21 protein-coding genes are annotated in these 22,797 nt (G+C 54.5%); 15 read left to right on the forward strand and 6 right to left on the reverse strand.

Features of this window, described 5'->3' with window-relative positions; genetic code table 11:
- The first annotated feature begins 14 nt into the window (after positions 1–14).
- The 9 genes from nuoH (at position 15) to ACZ5BW_RS05820 (ending at position 8,183) form a co-directional block, all read left to right on the forward strand.
- Positions 15–1,115, forward strand: a complete 1,101-nt coding sequence (nuoH, locus tag ACZ5BW_RS05780; protein ID WP_464543320.1) for an NADH-quinone oxidoreductase subunit NuoH — start codon at positions 15–17, stop codon at positions 1,113–1,115.
- A gap of 14 nt (positions 1,116–1,129) precedes the next feature.
- Positions 1,130–1,618 (forward strand): NADH-quinone oxidoreductase subunit NuoI, encoded by a 489-nt coding sequence (gene nuoI, locus ACZ5BW_RS05785; RefSeq protein WP_464543321.1) that lies wholly within the window; start codon positions 1,130–1,132, stop codon positions 1,616–1,618.
- Entirely contained in the window at positions 1,615–1,800 is a 186-nt protein-coding gene (locus tag ACZ5BW_RS05790; protein WP_464543322.1) for a hypothetical protein, read from the forward strand. The genes nuoI and ACZ5BW_RS05790 overlap by 4 nt, the downstream gene beginning before the upstream one ends.
- Positions 1,801–1,810: 10 nt before the next feature.
- Positions 1,811–2,416, forward strand: coding sequence for an NADH-quinone oxidoreductase subunit J (locus ACZ5BW_RS05795; protein WP_464543323.1), 606 nt, complete (start codon positions 1,811–1,813; stop codon positions 2,414–2,416).
- Between the two features lie 46 nt (positions 2,417–2,462).
- Positions 2,463–2,768: an NADH-quinone oxidoreductase subunit NuoK gene (nuoK, locus tag ACZ5BW_RS05800; protein ID WP_177171084.1), complete on the forward strand. Its 306-nt coding sequence runs from the start codon at positions 2,463–2,465 to the stop codon at positions 2,766–2,768.
- 66 nt (positions 2,769–2,834) lie between these two features.
- Positions 2,835–4,787 (forward strand): NADH-quinone oxidoreductase subunit L, encoded by a 1,953-nt coding sequence (gene nuoL, locus ACZ5BW_RS05805; protein WP_464543324.1) that lies wholly within the window; start codon positions 2,835–2,837, stop codon positions 4,785–4,787.
- 84 nt (positions 4,788–4,871) lie between these two features.
- Entirely contained in the window at positions 4,872–6,359 is a 1,488-nt protein-coding gene (locus ACZ5BW_RS05810) for an NADH-quinone oxidoreductase subunit M (protein ID WP_464543325.1), read from the forward strand.
- A gap of 44 nt (positions 6,360–6,403) precedes the next feature.
- Positions 6,404–7,849: an NADH-quinone oxidoreductase subunit NuoN gene (nuoN, locus tag ACZ5BW_RS05815; RefSeq protein WP_464543326.1), complete on the forward strand. Its 1,446-nt coding sequence runs from the start codon at positions 6,404–6,406 to the stop codon at positions 7,847–7,849.
- 70 nt (positions 7,850–7,919) lie between these two features.
- On the forward strand, positions 7,920–8,183 hold the full coding sequence (locus tag ACZ5BW_RS05820; protein WP_464543327.1) for a hypothetical protein: 264 nt from the start codon (positions 7,920–7,922) through the stop codon (positions 8,181–8,183).
- A gap of 130 nt (positions 8,184–8,313) precedes the next feature.
- On the opposite strand, the gene ACZ5BW_RS05825 is transcribed toward ACZ5BW_RS05820, so the two are convergent.
- Together ACZ5BW_RS05825 and ACZ5BW_RS05830 are read right to left on the reverse strand one after the other, a co-directional pair.
- Positions 8,314–9,285 carry a serine/threonine protein kinase gene (locus ACZ5BW_RS05825; RefSeq protein ID WP_464543328.1) on the reverse strand — a complete coding sequence of 324 codons (972 nt, stop codon included), beginning with the start codon at positions 9,283–9,285 and terminating at the stop codon, positions 8,314–8,316.
- An 84-nt stretch (positions 9,286–9,369) separates the two neighbouring features.
- Positions 9,370–10,485 carry a PQQ-dependent sugar dehydrogenase gene (locus ACZ5BW_RS05830; protein WP_464543329.1) on the reverse strand — a complete coding sequence of 372 codons (1,116 nt, stop codon included), beginning with the start codon at positions 10,483–10,485 and terminating at the stop codon, positions 9,370–9,372.
- Positions 10,486–10,659: 174 nt separating this feature from the next.
- On the opposite strand from ACZ5BW_RS05830, the gene htpG reads away from it, so the two are divergent.
- On the forward strand, positions 10,660–12,579 hold the full coding sequence (gene htpG / locus ACZ5BW_RS05835) for a molecular chaperone HtpG (protein ID WP_464543330.1): 1,920 nt from the start codon (positions 10,660–10,662) through the stop codon (positions 12,577–12,579).
- Between the two features lie 54 nt (positions 12,580–12,633).
- Here the strand turns inward: htpG and nhaR are convergent, their stop codons facing one another.
- Positions 12,634–13,542: a transcriptional activator NhaR gene (gene nhaR / locus ACZ5BW_RS05840; protein WP_464543331.1), complete on the reverse strand. Its 909-nt coding sequence runs from the start codon at positions 13,540–13,542 to the stop codon at positions 12,634–12,636.
- Between the two features lie 92 nt (positions 13,543–13,634).
- Positions 13,635–14,093: a hypothetical protein gene (locus ACZ5BW_RS05845; protein ID WP_464543332.1), complete on the reverse strand. Its 459-nt coding sequence runs from the start codon at positions 14,091–14,093 to the stop codon at positions 13,635–13,637.
- Here ACZ5BW_RS05845 and ACZ5BW_RS05850 point away from each other — a divergent pair.
- The 5 genes from ACZ5BW_RS05850 (at position 14,092) to slmA (ending at position 21,398) form a co-directional block, all read left to right on the forward strand.
- Positions 14,092–15,297, forward strand: coding sequence for a TolC family protein (locus tag ACZ5BW_RS05850; RefSeq protein WP_464543333.1), 1,206 nt, complete (start codon positions 14,092–14,094; stop codon positions 15,295–15,297). The two genes, ACZ5BW_RS05845 and ACZ5BW_RS05850, sit on opposite strands and share 2 nt — an antisense overlap.
- On the forward strand, positions 15,294–16,445 hold the full coding sequence (locus tag ACZ5BW_RS05855; protein WP_464543334.1) for an efflux RND transporter periplasmic adaptor subunit: 1,152 nt from the start codon (positions 15,294–15,296) through the stop codon (positions 16,443–16,445). Before ACZ5BW_RS05850 ends, ACZ5BW_RS05855 begins: the two co-directional genes overlap by 4 nt.
- A gap of 4 nt (positions 16,446–16,449) precedes the next feature.
- The gene (locus ACZ5BW_RS05860; protein ID WP_464543335.1) at positions 16,450–19,572 is read left to right on the forward strand and encodes an efflux RND transporter permease subunit; all 3,123 of its coding nucleotides are present in this window, start codon (positions 16,450–16,452) and stop codon (positions 19,570–19,572) included.
- Positions 19,573–19,705: 133 nt separating this feature from the next.
- The gene (gene argB / locus ACZ5BW_RS05865) at positions 19,706–20,590 is read left to right on the forward strand and encodes an acetylglutamate kinase (protein ID WP_464543659.1); all 885 of its coding nucleotides are present in this window, start codon (positions 19,706–19,708) and stop codon (positions 20,588–20,590) included.
- Positions 20,591–20,795: 205 nt separating this feature from the next.
- Entirely contained in the window at positions 20,796–21,398 is a 603-nt protein-coding gene (gene slmA, locus ACZ5BW_RS05870; protein ID WP_464543336.1) for a nucleoid occlusion factor SlmA, read from the forward strand.
- A 38-nt stretch (positions 21,399–21,436) separates the two neighbouring features.
- On the opposite strand, the gene ACZ5BW_RS05875 is transcribed toward slmA, so the two are convergent.
- Together ACZ5BW_RS05875 and ACZ5BW_RS05880 are read right to left on the reverse strand one after the other, a co-directional pair.
- Positions 21,437–21,637, reverse strand: a complete 201-nt coding sequence (locus ACZ5BW_RS05875; protein WP_464543337.1) for a type II toxin-antitoxin system mRNA interferase toxin, RelE/StbE family — start codon at positions 21,635–21,637, stop codon at positions 21,437–21,439.
- Positions 21,638–21,792: 155 nt separating this feature from the next.
- Complete coding sequence (locus ACZ5BW_RS05880; RefSeq protein WP_464543338.1) at positions 21,793–22,542, reverse strand: HesA/MoeB/ThiF family protein; 750 nt, start codon at positions 22,540–22,542, stop codon at positions 21,793–21,795.
- Positions 22,543–22,797 lie beyond the last annotated feature (255 nt).

Here is a 22,797-nt window from a genome sequence, read left to right on the forward strand (position 1 = left end):
ACTCGGATTATCTGATGGGATACGCGCAACAACTGTTCGGGGATTTTTTTGGTCCTGAGTGGGGACCTGCTCTTTTCCTGCTGGCGAAGAATGTCCTTCTGATTGTGGCCATCGTGCTGCCACTGATGCTGGCAGTCGCCTATCTCACATTCGCCGAACGCAAAATCATTGGCTATATGCAACTGCGCGTGGGTCCCAATCGGGTAACCTTCTTTGGCATCCCCTGGCTGGGGGGATGGGCGCAACCCATTGCCGATGCGGTAAAGGCGGTGATGAAAGAAATCATCATCCCGAGTGGAGCGAACAAAGTCCTGTTCGTGCTTGCGCCCATACTGACGTTCGCACCGGCGCTGGCGGCCTGGGCAGTCATTCCCTTTTCTCCGGATGTGGTCCTGGCGGACATCAACGCCGGCCTGCTTTATATTCTGGCCATGACCTCGATGGGGGTCTATGGCATCATCATTGCGGGGTGGGCTTCCAACTCCAAATACGCATTCCTGGGAGCAATGCGTTCGGCGGCTCAAGTAGTTTCTTACGAACTGGCCATGGGTTTTGCGCTGGTGTGCGTTCTCATGATGTCCCAGAGCCTGAACCTGGGTGACATCGTCAAGGGCCAGCAAGGCGCCAGCATGCTGAACTGGTATCTGATACCGCTGTTTCCCATGTTCCTGGTTTATTTTATTTCCGGCGTCGCGGAAACCAATCGTGCTCCATTCGATGTCGCCGAGGGTGAATCCGAAATCGTGGCGGGCTTTCATGTCGAGTATTCGGGCATGGCGTTCACGGTGTTTTTCCTGGCGGAATATTCCAACATGATCTTGGTGGCCATGCTTGCAAGCATCATATTCCTGGGTGGATGGCTGCCTCCTGTCAACGTTGCGCCGTTTACCCTGGTTCCCGGCTTCATCTGGCTGGTCCTGAAAGCATCATTTCTATTGTTCTGTTTTCTCTGGTTCCGCGCCACGTTTCCACGTTATCGCTACGACCAGATCATGCGTCTTGGCTGGAAGGTGTTCATTCCGATCACGCTCGTCTGGATAGTGGTGCTCGGCCTGGTGATGCAGCTTCCGGCGTCGATTCGGAGCGCATTCCCGCTTAACTTGTGGTTTCACTGACACAGGAGGAAGCCATGAACCGAATCAAGGATTTTTTCCGCACTTTCCTGCTGTTCGAGCTCATCAAAGGAATGATGCTCACGGGGAGAAATATGTTCGCTCGGAAGATCACGGTGTATTTTCCTGAAGAAAAGACGCCGCAATCTCCTCGCTTCAGAGGTTTGCATGCCTTGCGCAGATACCCTAACGGAGAAGAGCGCTGCATAGCCTGCAAGCTGTGCGAAGCGGTATGTCCGGCATTGGCGATTACCATCGAATCCGAGCAGCGCGAGGATGGAACGCGGCGTACCACGCGATATGACATCGATCTGACAAAGTGCATATTTTGCGGTTTTTGCGAGGAATCCTGTCCGGTGGACTCGATTGTGGAGACCCGCATCCTGGAATACCACGGGGAGAAGCGTGGCGACCTCATCTATACCAAGCAGATGCTGCTGGCGGTGGGGGATCGGTATGAGGAACAGATAGCACAGGATCGGGCAGCCGATGCAGGTTACCGATGAATCGCGCCTGGCTCGTCAATATTGGCAGTGGATATTTTCATCAGGTCGAGGCATCCACTGCCTTCGTTACGGGAGCGCTGGATTATCGCGCTCGTCACGCTTACCCGCAGAAACAAGCGGAAGACATTTTCATGAGCTCATTTTTATCTTACGTGAACCCTTCCAGACTCCCGGATTTCTAGAAGTACCCATATGAGTTTTGCAGATATAATCTTCTACTTTTTTTCCGCGGTACTGGTAGCCTCGGCCCTCGGGGTCATCACCGCGCGCAATCCGGTGCACTCGGCATTGTTGCTGGTGCTGGCCTTTTTTGCCTCCGCCGGATTATGGCTGCTGCTGGAGGCGGAATTTCTTGCCATTACCCTGGTGCTGGTCTACGTGGGAGCAGTGATGGTGCTGTTCCTGTTCGTCGTGATGATGCTCGACATCAATCTTGCCCGGCTCAGGGAAGGCTTCTGGAAATGGTTTCCATTCGGATTACTGCTCGGCCTGCTGATGTCGATCGAGATGGCCATGGTCCTGACGGGCAAGCAGTTCGGTGCCGGCGAGCTCCCCGCCCCGGCGGCGCGGGCGGCCGACTACAGCAACACCAAGGAACTGGGGCGCCTGATCTACACCGAATACGTTTATGCCTTTGAACTCGCTGCGGTGATTCTGCTGGTCGCGATTGTGGCTGCAATCGCGCTGACCTTGCGCCAGCGCAGCGGGAGCAAATCCATGGACGTCGCCAAGCAGGTAGCGGTGAAGCGTGAAGACCGCATCCGCATCGTGTCGATGGCATCCGAGAAGAAAGAATAAAAGTAATATATTGCGGCGTTTTTACGCCGCCATGAAAGGGGGCGTAGTGGTTTCGTTATCCCATTATCTTGTTATCGGTGCGATTCTGTTTGCCATCAGCATTGTCGGTATCTTCCTCAACAGAAAGAACGTGATCATCCTGTTGATGGCCATTGAGCTGATGCTATTGGCGGTAAACATGAATTTTGTTGCTTTTTCGCATTATCTCCAGGACGCATCCGGTCAAGTGTTCGTGTTTTTCATCCTTACCGTTGCTGCAGCGGAGTCTGCCATCGGGCTTGCGATACTGGTTGTGCTGTTTCGCAGCCTGCGCACCATCGATGTCGATGACCTGGACAGGCTCAAAGGCTGAGGCTAATCGCCAGGTTCAATAGTTCGGAGTCGGTATCGCTGGTTCAAAAACAAAAAGCTGAATTTCATGACTGAGATGCAAAATCTATACCTGTTGGTGCCCCTGGCACCGCTGGCGGGGGCGCTTATAGCCGGCCTGCTTGGACGTGTGATTGGTGCTGCAGCAAGCCATCGCGTCACCATTGCCCTTATGTTCGTCTGCGTGGCAGCGTCGATTGCCGTGTTCCTCGATGTGCTGAAAGGGAACGTATACAACGGCACGGTTTATACCTGGCTGACATCGGGTGGCGTGCGTTTCGAAGTAGGATTTCTGATCGATCAGCTTTCCGCGACCACGATGGTCGTGGTGAGTTTCGTATCGCTGATGGTGCATATCTATACCATCGGCTATATGCATGACGACCCTGGTTACCAGCGTTTTTTCAGCTATATCTCGCTTTTTACCTTCTCCATGCTGATGCTGGTGATGTCCAACAATTTTCTCCAGTTGTTCTTCGGATGGGAGGCGGTAGGGCTGGTTTCATATCTCCTGATCGGCTTCTGGTACACGCGTCCGACGGCCATTTACGCGAACCTGAAGGCGTTCATGGTCAATCGCGTCGGTGACTTCGGTTTTCTCCTCGGCATTGGTCTGGTATTGGCGTATTTCGGCACGCTGGATTATGCTGCCGTGTTCGCCCAGGCCCCCAACGTCGCGGCTGAGACGATCGAAATCACTTCCGGTTCGCCCTGGGCAGTGCTGACCGTCATCTGTATCCTGCTTTTCGTCGGCGCCATGGGTAAATCGGCCCAGTTTCCGCTACATGTATGGCTGCCGGATTCGATGGAAGGCCCCACGCCCATTTCAGCACTGATCCATGCTGCAACCATGGTCACTGCCGGTATTTTCATGGTGGCGCGCATGTCACCCCTGTTCGAACTGACCGAGACCGCGCTCTCCGTGGTTCTGGTGATAGGCAGCATCACGACCCTGTTCATGGCGCTGGTGGCGATCGTCCAGTACGACATCAAGCGCGTCGTGGCATACTCGACCCTGTCGCAACTCGGCTACATGACGGTGGCGCTCGGCGCATCCGCTTATCCGGCCGCAATTTTTCACCTCATGACGCATGCCTTTTTCAAGGCAGTGCTGTTCCTTGGCGCAGGTTCCGTGATTATTGCCATGCATCATGAACAGGACATGCGCAAGATGGGTGGACTCAAGAAGTACATGCCCATTACCTACTGGACCATGTTTGTTGCAGCACTCGCCAATGCCGGCGTCCTCGGCTTTTCAGGTTTCTTCTCGAAGGATGCGATCATAGAAGCGGTGCATTTTGCCGATATTCCCGGTGCCGGCTTTGCCTATTTCTGTACCGTGGCTACTGTCCTGGTAACAGGGTTTTATACCTTTCGCCTGTTGTTCATGACGTTCCACGGCCAGCCGCGCATGGATCATCACACCGAAGAGCATTTGCATGAATCTCCCTGGGTAGTGACCCTGCCCCTGGTTGCCCTCGCCATACCGAGCATTGGCGCAGGCTGGCTGATAGGTCCGATGCTGTTTGGCGATTACTTTGCCAATACGATACAGATTGCGCCTCAACACGAAGCAATGGCGAAAATGGCAGCGGAGTTTCACGGCATCCCAGGAATGATGAGCCATGCGCTTTCCACTGTTCCTTTCTGGTTATCCGTTGCCAGTATCTTTGCCGCCTGGTATCTCTATATCGCAAAACCCGATCTGCCCGCAAAAATCAAGTGGGCGGCCGGACCGTTTGCAACGCTGCTCGAGCGCAAATACTTCATAGACGAACTCTATTCCTGGCTGTTTGCGGGCGGCGCACGCCTGCTTGGCCGGGTATTGTGGAAGTTCGGGGATGTCAAGGTAATTGACGGATTCTTTGTGAATGGCACGGCGGGGTTAGTAGCCGGAGCCTCCACATTGATGCGCCGCTTCCAGACGGGCTACATCTATCACTACGCGTTCACCATGATCGTTGGCGTGTTTATATTGATGAGTTTGTGGTTGTTCTGGTAATGGGACAACGAAAAATATAATAAAAATGTTAGTTGTGGGACTATCCCGCATCCGCTGCACGCTAATGAAAAAAATGGAATAGACATGTTGTTTGGTTTCCCCCTGTTAAGTCTGGTTATCTGGCTGCCTATTCTTGCCGGTGTTGCTGTACTCGCTACCGGTGGCGATCGTAATGCTCCGCTGGCGCGCATGATCGCACTCGTCGGATCGGTTGCGGGTTTTCTGGTGGCGATTCCGCTTTATACCAGCTTCGATCCGTTGGCGAGCACCATGCAGTTCGTCGAGAAACATGTGTGGATCGAACGCTTCAACGTTCACTATCACCTCGGGGTGGATGGAATCGCCATGCCCCTGATACTGCTGAATGCTTTTACCACCCCCCTGGTAGTGATCGCGGGATGGGAAGTGATTACCAGGCGCGTATCGCAGTACATGGGCGCCTTTCTCATCATGTCCGGCATCGTCAACGGTGTTTTTTCGTCGCTGGATGCAATTCTCTTCTATGTCTTCTGGGAAGCTTCGCTCATTCCGATGTTTCTCATCATTGGCATCTGGGGTGGACCCAACCGGGTTTATGCGGCAATCAAGTTTTTCCTTTATACGCTGCTCGGTTCACTGCTGATGCTGGTGGCATTCATCTATCTTTACCAGGTTTCCGAAGGCAGCTTCTCGATACTTGAATATCATAAACTGCCTTTGTCGATGGCATCGCAGGTCCTGATATTCATCGCCTTCCTGCTGGCTTTCGCAGTCAAGGTTCCCATGTGGCCCGTCCATACGTGGCTGCCCGACGCACACGTGGAAGCGCCGACCGGGGGTTCCGTAGTACTTGCCGCCATCCTGCTGAAAATGGGAGGCTACGGGTTCCTGCGGTTTTCGCTGCCGATCCTGCCGGACGCAAGCCATCAGCTCGCGGGCATGATGATCGCATTGTCGCTGATCGCGGTCGTCTATATCGGCCTGGTTGCTCTGGTGCAGGCGGACATGAAAAAGCTGATTGCCTACTCATCGGTGGCGCATATGGGTTTTGTCACCCTCGGTTTTTTCCTGTTCAATAATTACGGCCTTGAAGGCGCCATGGTCCAGATGATTTCACATGGCTTTATTTCGGCTGCAATGTTTCTTTGCATCGGCGTCATGTATGACAGACTGCATTCCCGTCAGATCGTGGACTATGGGGGGGTGGCGCACCGTATGCCTGTCTTTGCCGCTTTTTTCATGCTGTTTGCCATGGCCAACTCCGGATTGCCCGGAACCAGCGGTTTCGTCGGCGAATTCATGGTCATCATGGCCTCAATGAAGGTGAATTTCTGGTACGCGTTTCTGGCCGCCACGACACTCATCACAGGCGCCGCTTATACCCTCTGGATGTATAAGCGCGTGATATTCGGTGCCGTTGTGCACCCGGCAGTGGAGGAAATGAAAGATATCGGCGTACGCGAGATTCTTGTATTGGCCGTACTCGCGGCGGCAGTATTGGGGATGGGGCTGTATCCGCTCCCCTTGACGGAAGTCATGCATACCACCGTTGATGATTTACTTGCGCATGTTGCTCGCAGCAAATTGCAGTGAATTGCAGTGAGCGAAGCGCGCCCCGACTCGGCTAAGGATGATAAATGAATTTTATGCTGCCTGATTTCGCGCCAGCCTATCCGGAAATATTCCTTCTGGTAATGGTGTGCGGAGTATTAATGGCTGATCTTGCATGGGGCGACAAGAAGCCCGGCACTGCCTATCTTTTAGCCCAACTGACGCTGTTCGGCTGTATGCTGATCACCTTCGGTACCGCGGGGCCTGACGCCGTCCATACGTTTTCCGGCATGTTTGTCGATGACACGCTAGCCGACATTCTCAAGATGCTGGTTTATGTCACCGTATCCGTAGTGCTGGTTTATTCCCGTACTTATATTTCGGATCGGGGAATACTCAGCGGAGAATTCTTCAGCCTCGCGCTGTTCGCGACCCTCGGAATGATGGTCATGATTTCCGCCAGCCACTTCATGACACTCTACCTGGGGCTGGAACTCCTTTCCTTGTCCCTCTATGCGATGGTTGCGTTGAGGCGCGACTCGGCAGGAGCCACCGAGGCGGCAATAAAGTTTTTTGTCCTGGGTGCCCTGGCGTCCGGCTTTCTGCTGTATGGCATGTCAATGATTTATGGCGCCACCGGCTCGCTCCATATCGCCAGTGTGACGGAAGTGATCGAAGGTGGAGTAATCAGCCAGGGTGTGCTGGTTGTCGGCCTGGTTTTCATTGTGGCCGGCATCAGTTTCAAGCTGAGTGCGGCGCCTTTCCATATGTGGGCGCCCGATGTTTATGAAGGGGCGTCTTCAGCAGTGGTGCTGTTTATCGGTTCGGCGCCGAAACTCGCGGCATTCGGTTTTGTCATGCGCCTGCTGGTGGAGGGTCTGGGTGCGATGTCCGGCGATTGGCAGGGCATGCTGATCATACTTGCAATCACGTCAATGGTGATCGGCAATATTGCCGCTATCGCCCAGAGCAACATCAAGCGCATGCTGGCCTATTCCACCATCTCGCACATGGGGTTCATGCTGCTTGGCATTATCGGCGCGAATGAAAACGGCTACAGTGCCGCAATGTTTTACGTGGTGGTCTACGTACTCATGACAATGGGTACATTCGGCATTATCATGCTTCTCTCACGCGCGGGCTTTGAAGCGGATAGACTGGATGATTACAAAGGGCTCAACCGGCGCAATCCATGGTATGCTTTTATCATGCTGCTGCTGATGTTCTCCATGGCCGGCATACCACCCACTGTGGGCATTTATGCCAAGCTGTCAGTGCTTCAGGCCGTGCTGAACGCAGGGTACACCTGGCTCGCCGTGCTGGCTGTGCTCCTTTCGCTGATCGGGGTATTCTATTACCTGCGTATCGTCAAGCTCATGTATTTCGACGAATCTGAAACCGATGTGGTCATCGCGCCGAAAGGCGACGTAAAAGTATTGTTGAGCGCCAACGGAATCGCAATACTCGCATTCGGCATCTTCCCCCAATCACTTATCGCCCTCTGCTCCTACGCGATACAACACTCGACTTAGCCTGCAAAGGGCGGAGCAGTCTCTTCCGCAGGAAGATGCGACCCCGAAGCAGGCTGACGGCGCCCACCTCTTGTTGATACCACCGACACTGTTGTCTACCTGCTCAGGCTTTATTGTAGCGCTATGGGGCGCCGGGCAAAGGGCGGAGCAGTTTCTTCCGCAGGAAGATGCGACCCCGAAGCAGGCTGACGGCGCCCACCTCTTGTTGATACCACCGACACTGTTGTCTACCTGCTCAGGCTTTATTGTAGTGCTATGGGGCGCCGGGCAAAGGGCGGAGCAGTCTCTTCCGCAGGAAGAGGATAGGCGGAAAGTAACGCTTGCGGAGACATGAGTCGCACAGTAAGGCACTCAGCCCAAGAACTCACCGAAGCGATTCAGGAGTGGCCCAATGCCGCGCCTGAGCGCCGTAGGAATCTCCGGCATTCATGCCGGGGAGGATATCAATATGCCTGTTAATCCTGTCATAGCGGCGGTTCATCCATGAGGGCGATCTGTTCCCGCAATTCGAGAACGCGATCCTGCCAGTAGCGTTGGGTGTTGAACCAGGGAAAGGCTCGCCTGAAAGCAGGATCGTCCCACCGCTGCGCAAGCCATGCCGCGTAGTGGATCAAGCGCAGAGTGCGTAATGCCTCGACCAGATGCAATTCCCTCTCGTCGAAATCGAAGAAGTTCTCATACCCGGCCAGCACGCTGTCCAACTGCTTCCTCATGTCGGCCCGTTCGCCGGATAACAGCATCCACAAGTCCTGTACTGCTGGTCCCATGCGGCTGTCGTCAAAATCGACGAAATGCGGACCATCGTCAGTCCACAAAACATTGCCTGCATGGCAGTCGCCGTGCAGGCGTAACGCGCGCACTTCCCCTGCACGCGCAAAACAGTGCCGCGCACCCTCCAATGCCTGATTCACAGCGCTGCGATAAGCAGCCTCAAGATCAGGTGGAACGAATCCATGCCCCAGCAGATAGTCGCGCGGTTGTTCGCCGAAGCTGGCGATATTCAGTTCGGGGCGTTCATGAAAGGGGTTGAGCGCACCAACAGCATGGATACGTGCAAGGAAGCGACCCATCCATTCCAGCGTGTGGTGATCTTCCAGTTCCGGCGCGCGGCCGCCGTGCCTTGGAAAAACAGTGAAACGAAATCCCTCAAAATAATGCAGCGATGTTCCTTGCAGCACCAACGGGGGTACGACAGGAATTTCGTGTTTGGCCAGTTCCTGCACGAACGCGTGTTCCTCAAGAATGGCATTGTTCGTCCAGCGTTCCGGGCGGTAGAATTTTGCTACGACTGGCGCACCGTTTTCGAGGCCGATTTGGTAGACGCGGTTCTCGTAGCTGTTGAGTGCCAGCAGCCGGCCGTCGCTGCGGAAACCCAAGCTTTCCAGAGCGTCCAACACGCGTTCAGGGGAAAGCGTGGAAAAATCAATTGAAGTCAAATTATCGCTGTTCCCACACCGGTCACTTAAATGAAGGCTGCTCCTGAATTGTTGGTTGCGCTCGTTTTGCATCGCTCAGTCTGCTCAAGGTTTCTTATAACTGATCCGATAAATTACCCCGGCAAAATCATCCGACACGAGCAGTGCCCCGTCCGGCATCACCAGCACATCCACGGGCCTTCCCCAATTTTTTTCATTTTCCAGCCAACCTTCGGCAAACACTTCCTGCTTTACCACCTTGTTGTTCTTTATCTTCGCGAGTTCGATGCGGTAGCCGATTTTATTGCGCCGGTTCCATGAGCCATGTTCGGCTATAAAGACGCTATTGCGATATTGAGGAGGAAACATGGTCCCTGTATAGAAGCGCATCCCCAGGGTGCCTGCGTGCGGGGGAAGTTTTGCTGCGGGTGAAACGAGCTTGCGGCAATCCCGCTTTGCACCGTACTTCGGGTCAAGGATGTCGTCGGAATGGCAGTAAGGGTAGCCGAAATGCATTCCCTTTTTTGGTGCACGGTTGAGCTCGTCCGGCGGCAAGTTGTCGCCCATCCAGTCCCGGCCGTTATCGGTAAACCACAGTTCCTTTGTTTCGGGATGCCAATCGAATCCTACCGAGTTTCGTACCCCGTACGCGAAGACCTCATAATTTGAGCCATCCGGATTGATGCGGGAAATCAGCGAAAACTTCTCCGGCTCCGTTTCGCAGATATTGCATGGGGCGCCCACCGCGACATACAGAAGACCATCCGGGCCAAAACCTATATATCTGCCCCCATGGTGTCTCTCGTTGGGAAATCGTTCGGTGACAACGTAGGGTTTTCCGGGCTGATCGAGTTTTTCCTCAATATCGTCAAAACGCAGGATGCGGTCGACCGATGAAGCATATAACGCGCCATCGCGAAAGGCGACACCTATGGGAAGATTAAGCCCTCTGGCGATGGTTTTTACCTCACGTTCCCCCCCCTTGTCCCTGATGGCGTAGATATTGCCCTCATCCATCGAGCCTGCGAACACCGTACCGTTTTTTCCCAGCGCCAGTCCGCGCGCGTTCGGCGCTTCGGCCCACACTTCGATCGAAAATCCAGCCGGTAATTTGATCTTGTCCAGGGGCAGCTTGCCGGTTTTGCTTTCCGCCATCGCAGGTAAGCCATAAAAGAGCAGGTAAGCGGCCATGAAACGTATGAGAATTTTTGTGATGTGCATGGTCAGACTCCGGTTTAACGATATTCAGAAATCAAATCGGGTGCGTGTGCGGCAAATGAAGGAGTAGGACAGAGACAGAGAGATGGCGCGGAAAATTATCGGTATGAAGCTTTTCAACTTGAAAATCCCGGATTTGCCCTTATTTACTTTATTGCATTTTTTTGGAGGAAAACAATGGAAGCAACAGCTACAAAAGAACATTTGAATTTTCAGACCGAGGTCAAGCAACTCCTCAAGCTGATGATCCATTCCTTGTATAGTAACAAGGAAATTTTCTTGCGCGAACTGATTTCCAACGCGTCGGATGCTGCCGACAAGCTGCGGTTCGAAGCTTTGACCGATGGGGCCCTGTACGAATCCGATTCGGACCTGAAAATACGTGTAAGTTACGATAAGGCGGAACGCACCATTACTGTTGCCGACAATGGCATCGGCATGTCGCGGCAGGAGGTGATAGACCATATCGGCACTATCGCCAAGTCCGGCACACGCGAATTCTTCGACGCGCTAACTGGCGACCAGGCCAAGGATGCGCACCTGATCGGCCAGTTCGGGGTGGGTTTTTATTCCGCATTCATTGTTGCTGACAAAGTGACGCTTACCACGCGGCGCGCTGGCCTGACGCACGAACATGGTGTGCGCTGGGAATCGGGCGGTGAGGGGGATTACACTCTTGAGACAGTCGAGAAACCCGGCCGCGGCACCGAGGTGACCTTGCATTTGCGCGAAGGAGAGGATGAACTGCTCAATGGTTGGCGCCTGCGCTCCATCATCCGCAAGTACTCGGACCATATCACCCTTCCCATCGTGATGAAAAAAGAGGAATGGTCGCAGGAAAAAAATGAAAACATCGTCACGGAGGAAGACGAAACCATCAACCAGGCAAGTGCCTTGTGGGCGCGGCCGAAAAACGAGATCAGCGAAGAGCAGTACAACGAATTCTACAAGCATGTCGCGCACGACTTCGAACCTCCGCTGGCGTATGTTCACGCCAGGGTAGAAGGCAAGCAGGAATATACGCAACTGCTTTATATCCCCTCCCGTGCCCCGTTCGATCTGTATGATCGCGAATCCCGCCACGGCATCAAACTGTATGTCAGAAGAGTATTCATCATGGATGATGCCAAACAGTTGCTGCCCAATTACCTGCGTTTCGTACGAGGAATAATAGATTCGAATGATCTGCCGCTGAATGTTTCCCGCGAGATATTGCAGGAATCGAAGGACATTGAAGCCATGCGCGCCGGCTCGGTGAAAAAGGTGCTGGGATTACTCGACGACCTGGCCCAAAGCGAAACCGACGACGAGAAGACCAGATTCAAGACCTTCTGGAAGGAATTCGGACAGGTGATGAAAGAGGGGGTAGCGGAAGACTATGCCAACCGCGAGCGCATCGCCAAGCTGCTGCGCTTTGTTTCTACCCATTCCGATTCGGAAGAGCAGGACGTCTCCTTGAGCGATTATGTAGGACGCATGAAGGATGGGCAGGAAAAGATCTACTATGTCACGGCCGACAGTCTCACGGCGGCTAAAAGCAGTCCGCACCTCGAAATTTTCCGCAAGAAAGATATTGAAGTCATTCTGCTGTTCGATCGCGTGGACGAGTGGCTGGTTGCGAATCTGCCTGAGTTCGAGGGCAAACACCTGCAGTCCGTAGCAAAGGGCAGTCTCGATCTGGGTAAACTGGAGGACGAGGCGGAGAAAAAGGAACAGGAAAAAGAAGCGGGTGAATACAAGGAACTTACCGAGAAAATAAAAGAAGTGCTCGGTGAGCAGGTAAAGGATGTGCGGATCACCTTGCGTCTGACCGAATCTCCCGCCTGCCTGGTGGCGGAAACCCATGACATGAGCGGAAACCTGGAGCGCTTGCTCAAGTCTGCCGGGCAGAAGGTCACGCATACCAAACCTATCCTGGAAATCAATCCGTATCATCCCATGGTAGAGCGCCTGAAATCGGAGGAAACTCATTTCGCCGACTGGAGCCACATTTTGTTCGATCAGGCGCTGTTGGCGGAGGGCGGGCAACTGGATGATCCCGCTGGTTTCGTCAAGCGTATCAATCAGTTGTTCCTGAGCACCGGGAACACGGCATGACACGGCCGGCAGCTTAAATCCGATGTGTGGCGTGGACTACGCCTTTGAAGCCCGCTAGGAAGCAACCAGGGTCGCGAATAGCTCCCGGTGGGCTGTATCGTTGATGGCGACGACGGCAGGGTGCGTAAGACGGCGTTCCAGGGAGATGGCATAAAACTGTTCGGTAACCTCGTCAGTGCGGCCGACAACAACAACGCCATGTTCACGCCGCACCTCGTCGGCTATTACGGATGGGGCAATGAAAATGCCGATACCTGCCTGGCCGAATGCCTGCATCAGTGCGCTGTCGTCGAACTCTCCCACGATGTGGGGGCGGAGTTGGTGGACGTCGAACCATCGCATCAATGGTATCCGTATGGCGGCGTCTTTACCGGGAATGAGCAAGGGGGCCGCATCGAGAACATGGGGCCACTTTTTTTTGAACGTTTTTGCAAGGCGTGATGCGGCAAAAAATGTAATGCCGCAGTTTCCCAGCTTATGACTGTAGCCTTTCACATTTGCTTCATCCGGCATGGGGCGGTCGGCCAGTATCAAATCGACTCGCTGGATCGCCAGTTCCACCAGCAACCGCACCAGTTTGTCCTCGCGGCAGACAATGCGTACCGGCGAAGCAAGCTCCATGGCAGGCGTTAACAACCGGTAGGCGATGGATTTGGGGACCGCATCATCGACGCCCACCCGGAATGGAAGGGCGTGACGTTCCGGACGAGTCCGCAGCGCTTCTTCCAGTTCGTTTCCAATCTGAAAGATTTCATCGGCATACGATAGGGCGTGGCGACCCGTCTCGGTCAGTTCGAGGCGTCTTCCTACCCGTAAAAAAAGGGCTACCCCCAGCGCATCTTCTAGCAATCCGATCTGGCCGCTCAGAGTCTGGGGCGTAAGGTTCAAGCGTTCGCTGGCGCGGACAATGCTGCCCGCTTTGGCTACTGCCCAAAAATAGTGCAATTGCTTGTAATTAAGCATCAGTGTGCAGACAAACTCGATACTTCGTGAAAACCGATTATATCATCAGCGAGATACTACTTTTCTTGATGCAATTTCTCATCTAGACTAAATTAGATGAGCTTTGCCGTGTCATCCGTCTCGCGTATCGCGCGTTCATATTTATATGCTGTTCCTTTCGCCGTTCCAACTGGCAGCAAAGCTGCTGCCGTCGCTGTTGTTGAGACCTTCTTTTCCGCAGTCTTAATGCGTCCGGTGCGATCGCTCAGGCATCGCCTCGAAGAAATCAACGGGTAGTACATGCCTATATCACGTCTTTGCCGTATTCTGCCGGCCCTGATCCTTGTTTCGCCACTTTTGCCGGCTTTGGCTTTGGACCCTTCAACGATTCCTGCCATTACCGCACCTCCGGCGCTTCCGCCGGCTCCAGCACCTGCTCCTGCGCCACCTGTCATGCCTGCGCCCCGGTCACCCGCTCTGCCGCCGGCCACTACGCCCGGCCCAACCGTACCGGGATCGGCAACGGGACGGTTACCTGGCTTGCTGGCTCCTGCTGCACCTGGTCCAACCATGCCTACGTCAGCTACACCGCCTTCCCAGATCCTTACCATTGAGGAGTTGCAGCGGCTCGGATTGAAGGCCAATGGTCTGGTGCAGGCAGCGAATTTTCAAATAAAAGCTGCGGAAGCGGGCGTCATTGGCGCGTCCGCTTTTCCCAATCCGCAATTGACCTTCATGGCTGGGCCCCAGCATGCCCGTATTCCTCAGGCTCAACCTTCAAACAGCCACCGTCAATTTACCATATCTCAGACGATCGAGAATCCGTTCCTCCGGAGTGCGCGCATCGGCTCGGCAGAAGCAGGGGTGAATGCCAGTCATGCAGGCCTGGAACAGGTGAGGGCGGATTTAGCGGCGCAGTTGCGTGTCGCTGCCTATGAACTGATCCTGCGTCAGGAAGTGGCGCGAGTGGAGGCAAGCGTTTCCGATCTGATGGAGGAAATACGTCGCCGCGTCAAGGTGCGTGTGGATGTGGGCGAGGCGCCACGCTTCGAACTGATCAGGGCCGAAACGGAAGTTCTGGCCGCGGCTTCGCGTAGGGAAGCCGCGCACTTGAATGCCCAAAGAGCGCGTATTGCCCTGATGCAACTCACTGCTGGCGCCTTGCAGCCTGATTTCCAGATACAGGGGTCGCTCGCACAGCCCGTGAGCCTTCCTCCCCTGGAAGAGTTGCGCGAAACTGTGCCGGCAGTCAATCCGGAAATTACGCGCCTGGAGGCCGAATGGAAGCGGGCGCGGCTGCGGATCGACCAGGAACGCGCCGCGGTGCTGCCATCATTAACGGTATTGCTCAGTAATTTCCAGGAGGCGCAGTACACCTCGAATCTCGCCGGCCTGAATGTGACTATCCCATTGTTCTATCAGCGACGCGGCGAAATCAATGCGGCTGTCGCGGACTCGGAGCGGGCGCGCGGAATATTGGAGTTTCGGCGCTTTGAAATAGGACAGCTGCTGGAATCCGCCTGGCAAGCCAAGCAGATCGCCCAGCGCCGAGTGGACATGTTCGACGGCGGATTGGTCAAGGAAGCTGAAAAGGCGCTGGAAATCGCGCAGGCAGCCTACCGCTTTGGCGAACGTGGCCTGATCGAAGTGCTCGATACGCAGCGCATGCTGCGCGGAGTGCTTTCGGACTTCTTGCAGGCCCGATTCGATTTGCAGGCCGCGGTTACCGAGATTGACCGCCTCCGGGCATATTACCCCAAGGAAGACTTAGAATGAAAATCACCATGCCGTTAATCGGCATCCTGCTTGTATTGTCTGTTTCCGGGTGCGGGGGCGGCAAGCCGGCAGTCAAAGAGGAGGTTGTGGCAAAAGAGCCAGAAAACGTGAATCTCGTCACACTGGAGCCCGAAAAGATGCATCACGTCAAGGTTGGGAAACCCACCTTGATCAATATCGCCGACAAGCTGCAGGCGCCGAGCCAGGTCGAGGTGGATGAGCACAGGCTGGTCCGTGTCGGGGCTAACGTCACTGGCCGGATTATCGATGTGTACGCCATGCTGGGCGACAACGTCGAGGCGGGCGCCGAGCTCGCCCGTATTTCCAGTCCGGAACTGACTCAGGCGCAACTGGCTTACCTGCGGGCGTTCTCCCTTGAAACCCTGGCGGAAAAAGCGGCCGAGCGTGCGCGCCACTTGCTCGCCGCAGACGTCATCAGTGTTGCGGAAATGCAGCGGCGCGAGTCCGAACTGCAGGTTTCGCGGGCAGAGTTGGGCGCAGCGGCGGATCAATTGCGCCTGTTGGGCATGGACAGCAGAGCCCTGAACAAGCTTGGAAAAGACGGAACCATCATGCCCTCAGTGGCGATCAAGAGCTCCAAACCGGGTATCGTTATCGAGCGGAATGTCGCCATGGGGCAGGTAGTCCAACCCTCTGACCTGTTGTTTCAGGTTGCCGATCTCTCTTCTGTATGGGTCGTGGGTGACGTACCGGAGCAGATTGCGCGCCATGTGCAGGTTGGCCAGCACGTGGAGATTCACGTTCCAGCGCTGGGAAATATCAGCTTCGACGGTTTGATCATCTTTGTCGCCGATACCGTGAATCCGTTGACAAGAACAGTGATGGTGCGGACCGTTGTAGAAAACCCGCGGAGGAAGCTCAAGCCAGCCATGCTCGCGAGCATGCATATTCTCGACAATCCGGTTGAAAGCCTGGTGGTGCCGGAGACAGGGGTGGTGCGCGAAAACAATCGGGATTATGTATTTCTTGTCCAGGGTGACAACCGGTTCCTTCGCGTTCCCGTCGAACTGGGTGCGGAGGTAGGCGATATGCGTCCTGTGCTGAAGGGACTTTCCATCGACCAGACTGTCGTCGTCGATGGCGCATTTCACCTGGAAAACGAGCGCAAGCTCGGCGAACTGGAATAGTCCCGTGCTGGCATCAATCATTCGTGCAATGCTCAAGCAACGCCTGATAGTGGTGGTAGTGGCACTCGGTTTGGTGGCTGCCGGCATGCGTGCTTCAACCAAGTTGTCGGTGGATGCCTTTCCAGACGTGACCAATGTCCAGGTAATTGTCGCGACGGAAGCGCCAGGCCGCAGCCCGGAAGAAATCGAGCGGATTGTAACTGTACCGGTGGAAATTGCGATGACCGGGCTGCCCGGACTGGTGGAAATGCGTGCCCTGAACAAAAGCGGAATATCGCTTATCACGCTGGTTTTCACCGACCAGACGGACGTCTATTTTGCGCGCCAGTTGGTGATGGAGCGGTTGCTTGGGGTTGCAAGCAAGATGCCGCCTGGTATTACACCGGTACTTGGACCTGTCACTACCGGCCTGGGGGAGGTCTATCAATATACCCTGGAGCATCCCGATGACGGCAAGCAAGCGCTTTCAGTGGAGGAATTGACGCGGCGCCGCACCATACAGGACTGGGTAGTACGGCCATTGTTGCGTTCCGTGCAGGGCGTGGCCGAAATCAATTCGATGGGGGGTTACGTCAAGCAATACCATGTGCTGGTCAACCCTAACCGGCTGCGCCACTACGATCTGACCTTGGCGCAGGTGGATCGGGCGATTGCGAGCAATAACGCCAACTCGAGTGGCAACATATTGCCTCTTCATGCCGAGCAGTACCTGATCAGGGGCGTCGGACTGATCCAGTCGCTGGACGATATCAGAAACATTGTTATGAAAGAAGTCGACGGCGTTCCTGTGTTCGTACGGGACGTTGCCGAGGTTAAATTCGGGGCGGAAGTACGACAGGGCGCAAGCATCAAGGGCGGATATACCGAGTCCGTCGCAGGTATTGTGATGATGCTGCGCGGTGGGAACGCGAAGGAAATTGTCGGGCGAGTAAAGGCAAAAGTTGCCGAAATCAACGATCGCAAGCTGTTACCAGGCGGTCTTCAGATCGTTCCATTCTATGATCGTACCGACCTGGTAGATGCTGCATTGTGGACGGTAAGCAAAGTCCTGATGGAAGGTATTTTTCTGGTTGTGGTCGTATTGTTCATCTTTCTGGGAGATGTCCGCTCCAGCCTGATCGTTGTCGCGACGCTGATCATTACACCGCTGGTCACCTTTATGGTGATGAACCAGCAGGAGATTTCTGCCAACCTGATGTCGCTCGGAGGGCTTGCCATCGCCATTGGTTTGATGGTCGATTCTACCGTGGTAGTGGTGGAAAATGTCTATCATCGCCTCGGGCATGCGAGCGGCACGCGCGAATCCAGACTGCAAACCATCCTCGATGCGGTCGTCGAGGTAGGAACTCCGGTGATTTTCGGTATCTGTATTATCATTCTGGTATTTCTTCCGCTCATGGCATTGCAGGGCATGGAGGGCAAGACCTTCAGCCCGCTTGCATTCACCATCGCGATCGCGTTGGCGGTGTCGCTGGTCGTATCGTTGACGCTTTCACCCGTGCTCTGTGCCTATATTCTCAAGGGGGGCGCCGATAAAGATACTCGAATTATAGCCTTCCTCAAATCGACTTATCATCGGTTGCTGAATTCGGCCTTGGCGCACGAGAAAACCACGATCGTCACTGCCATTGGTCTGCTCGCATTATCGTTTTCGTTGTTCCCGCTCCTCGGAAAATCCTTCATCCCGACCATGCAGGAGGGCTCCATTACGCCTGTCATCATCCGGGTGCCTTCGATCTCGCTGGATGAGGCTATCGAAATCGAATCGGAGGCAATGGCGCTGATTGCGGCAGTGCCGGGTGTCAAGACCGTGGTATCGAAGCTCGGTCGTGGGGAGTCTCCTGCTGACCCGGCTTCGCAGAACGAGTCTGATCCCATTGCTGCGCTGGATCCGGAATCCGGTCGAACCCAGGCGGAAGTCGAGGAGGACATTCGCAAGGCACTGGCTGTCTTACCCGGTGTATCCATCGTGTTGTCCCAACCTATCGCGCAACGTGTTGACGAGATGGTGACCGGTGTACGTTCGGAGGTTGCCGTCAAAATTTTTGGCGATGATCTGGAAAAGTTGCGCGAACTGTCTGAACAGGTGGCGCGCATCCTGAAGTCTGTACGGGGCGCGCGCGACCTTCGCATCGAGCGCTTGTCGGGACAGCAATCCCTGACCATCGATATCAACCGGTACGCGATTGCGCGTCATGGCCTCAACGTTGCCGATGTGAATGAACTGATCCAGACGGCCATCGGGGGAAAGGCGGTGACGACCGTATTCGAGCGTGAACGACGCATCTCGCTCGTTCTGCGCTTTCCGGAGCGGTTTCGCGACGACGTCGAGTCGATTCGCGATCTTCTGCTGCGGCGTCCGGGCGTACGTGGTCCGGATGGCGTCCTGGCAAATGGAGGCCTCCTGGTGCCGCTGAGTGCCGTTGCGGATATTCGCGTTGTCGATGGGCCGGCGCAGGTATCGCGCGAATATGCGAAACGGCGGGTGGTGGTAGGTGTCAACGTGCATGAACGCGACCTCGGGGGCTTCGTTGAAGAAGTGCAGCAGCGCATCGCAAAGGAAGTGCAGCTTCCGACAGGTTATTACTTTGTCTGGGGGGGGCAGTTCGAGAACATGGAACGCGCAATGGAAACACTTTCAATAATAGTCCCGCTTACCATCGCTGTGATTTTCTTCTTACTGTTTGTGCTGTTCAATTCGATCAAACTCGCCGGGCTCATCATCCTCGTGCTGCCATTTGCTTCCATCGGCGGAGTCATTGGACTTTTTGTCACCGGCGAATATCTTTCAGTGCCGGCCTCCGTCGGTTTTATTGCGTTATGGGGTATTGCGGTTCTCAATGGAGTCGTGCTGATTTCCTATATCCGGAAGCTGCGCGAGCAGGGAGCAAGCGTTGCGGAATCTGTCATCAAGGGCTGTGAGCAACGCTTCCGTCCAGTGCTGATGACGGCAACAGTTGCGATGCTTGGCCTGATACCGTTTCTCTTCGCGACCGGTCCCGGTTCGGAAGTGCAGCGTCCCCTCGCCGTGGTGGTCATTGGTGGATTGATCACCTCAACTCTGCTGACACTGGTTGTATTGCCGACGTTATACCGCTGGTTTGACGAGAAACCGGTAGAAATCTGAGGAGGGATCAAGACCCTTGTTGCTGATGACATGGCCTCTTGCCCTGTCATGTCGCCGGAGAATGTCTAATTTTGAAGCCCGGCAACACGCTACTCAAGGTAAAATAGCGCAGAAAATTTTCTCAAATAGGGACATGCTGTCATCTCAACCCTCCTCAAAAGACAAAGCAAAAATTCTGGCTGAGGCGTTGCCTTATATTCAGCGCTTTCACGGGAAAACCATTGTCATCAAATATGGTGGCAACGCCATGACTGAGGAGAATCTCAAAAAGTGTTTCGCTCATGACGTAGCGCTGCTGAAAGTGGTCGGCATGAACCCGGTAATCGTTCATGGAGGAGGCCCTCAGATCAACGATATGTTGAAGCGGGTCGGCAAGCAGGGCGCCTTCATTCAGGGAATGCGCGTGACCGATGCGGAAACCATGGATGTCGTAGAGATGGTGCTGGGGTTGATCAATAAGGAAATCGTCAATCTCATCAATCAGCACGGTGGCCGCGCAGTCGGCCTGACAGGCAAGGACGGCAGCTTTATCCGCGCAAAAAAAATGCTGATGCGCGACAAAGAGAAAGCGCACGAATGGGTCGATCTCGGTCAGGTTGGAGAAATAGAGGACATCGATCCCGCCCTGATCGAGTTGCTCGAAACCCGGGATTTCATCCCGGTAATCGCGCCGGTCGGCGTCGGCAGCCGCGGCGAATCCTATAACATCAATGCCGACCTGGTCGCCGGGGAACTGGCGCTGGTTTTGAACGCGGAAAAACTCATACTGCTTACCAACACGCCAGGCGTACTGGATAGGGAAGAGAATCTGCTGACAGGATTGACTGCACAGAGGGTGGATGAATTAATTGCCGATGGTACCATCTCAGGAGGAATGATTCCCAAGATCAGTTCTGCGCTGGATGCAGTCAAAAGCGGTGTTAAATCGTGTCACATCATCGATGGACGTGTAGAGCACGGATTATTGCTCGAAGTGCTGACGGATGAGGGAGTTGGAACACTCATAAAGGCGAACTGACGGGTCAGGCCTGAATGACGAGATACATAGTGTTTTCTGGCCGGATCAATAGATGCCGACAAGGTACACGGAACGAAGCAAGTGTAATCCCGGAGATACACTTGTTCTACAGAATGATCTCAGGCGCTGCGGCCTCCCCTGGTATGCCGCGTGCGCTAGTTATTAAGTGGCAAAGCTTGAAATTCGGGATTGAAGCGAGGGATCAATGACGGGCAGGCTTGGTGAAAGAAAAGATCAGATTCTGCAGGTTCTGGCAGAGATGCTGGAGGAGCCTAGGGCAGGTAAAATTACCACAGCGGCGCTGGCGGCAAAACTGGATGTTTCCGAGGCCGCGCTTTACCGTCATTTTGCCAGCAAAGCACAAATGTTTGACAATTTGATCGAATTCATAGAAAAAACCCTGCTCACCTTCATCAATAAGATGATAGCGGAAGAAAAAAGTGGCATCAGGCAGATTGAATGCATCCTTGCCCTATTGCTTGGTTTTGCAAAGAAAAATCCTGGAATGACCAGGGTGTTGATCGGCGATGCCTTGATAAACGAGAATGAGCGTTTGCAAAATCGCGTCAACCAACTGCACGACCGGCTGGAAGCGACGCTCAAGCAGGCATTGCGTTTTGCAGTAAGCGAGCGGGAAATAGTAGAGGACCTGGACGTATCCGCTCACGCAAATATGCTGCTATGCTATGTTGTGGGCCGCTGGCACCAGTTTGCCAAAAGCGGCTTCAAACGTGATCCGATGGAATATTGGGAAGCACAGTTCAGAGAGATAGTTTCCAGCAATTCCTTCGGGCAGGTGGTTTCGTAGCGCTGCAGCATGCTCACGCTCGATTTTCGGAGAGCCCATCAAATTTCAAGTTCACTGTGCGAACCAAGACGCACCAGTTCCAGAATATCAACATCCCGCTTGCGGTAAATGAGCACCATGTCGGGTTTTATGTGACAGTACGCGGTACCCTTTCCATTTACCCTTCCCTTTATTGCATGGTCAACACAGCGAGTCGGTAAGAGCGCATCCCTTACCAATATCGTTTGAAACGGCAGCATCAGCAAGCCAACCGGAATCACAGCAGGGAAGATACTCCCCCCTCTGGTGATATCGTGCAGGCTGGTTGGCTGCTCCAGATGCCAGTGCTCAGGCGAATGCTAGTCTAGCGGGCAGGGCTGGCTTCCATGATCACACTGTGGGACTAAACACCTGATTACAGGTTTCCGCAAACCTCGCATGCTGGATCCTTTCTCAGTTCGGACGATTTCCATTTCATGGCAAGACCGTCCAGCGTAAGCAGGCGGCCGTTCAAGGTTTGGCCGGTGTTGGTGAGAATTTTCAGTGTTTCTGCAGCCTGCATGCAGCCAATGATTCCTACCAACGGCGCAAACACGCCCATCACCGCACAGCGCATGTCCTGATCTTCGCCACCTGCTGGAAACAGGCAGTGATAGCACGGACTGTTCGAATGCCTGCGATCGAATACTGCGACTTGCCCCTCAAAACGCACGGCCGCGCCTGATACGAGCGGCTTGTGGCGAAGGACGCAAGAATGGTTGATGGCATAACGGGTGGGAAAGTTATCGCTCGCGTCCACGACCACATCGGCGTTCTCAACCAGTTGCAGCAATCTTTTTTCATCCATGTGCTCGGTCAGTTCGATCACTTCGACTTCAGGATTAATTTTCGCAAGGGTCTTTCTGGCAGAGTGTGTTTTCGGTGCGCCGATGTCGTCTGTACCATGAATGATCTGGCGCTGGAGGTTCGTCAGGTCAACTCTGTCATTGTCACAGATGGTGAGTCTTCCCACCCCGCTCGAAGCAAGGTACATGGCGGCAGGGGAGCCGAGGCCGCCTGCGCCGACTACCAGTACATGCGACCGGATCAAGGCTTCCTGACCCTGTATTCCTATCTCTGGCAACAGGATGTGACGGCTGTAACGCAGCAACTGATCGTCATTCATTTGGAAAATGGTTCGCCGCCGTCCGGGAGCGCTACTGGATATCACCCTTTTTCAGAAGATGGGAGTAGCGGGCATAAATGAGGCATACGGGGGCATAAGGACACTGATGCGAGACAATCAGATGGGCGGGTATCGATATGAACTTCCCGGAGATAGGGGAAAGGTGGGGAGCGTAACAAATAAGCGAGGCGATGCACTAAACGAAGCGCGCTCGACTTTATGCACAGCATCTGTGGGCTTTGCAGGGAGGCAGGC

This window comes from Nitrosospira sp. TNL300 (genome assembly GCF_055385915.1).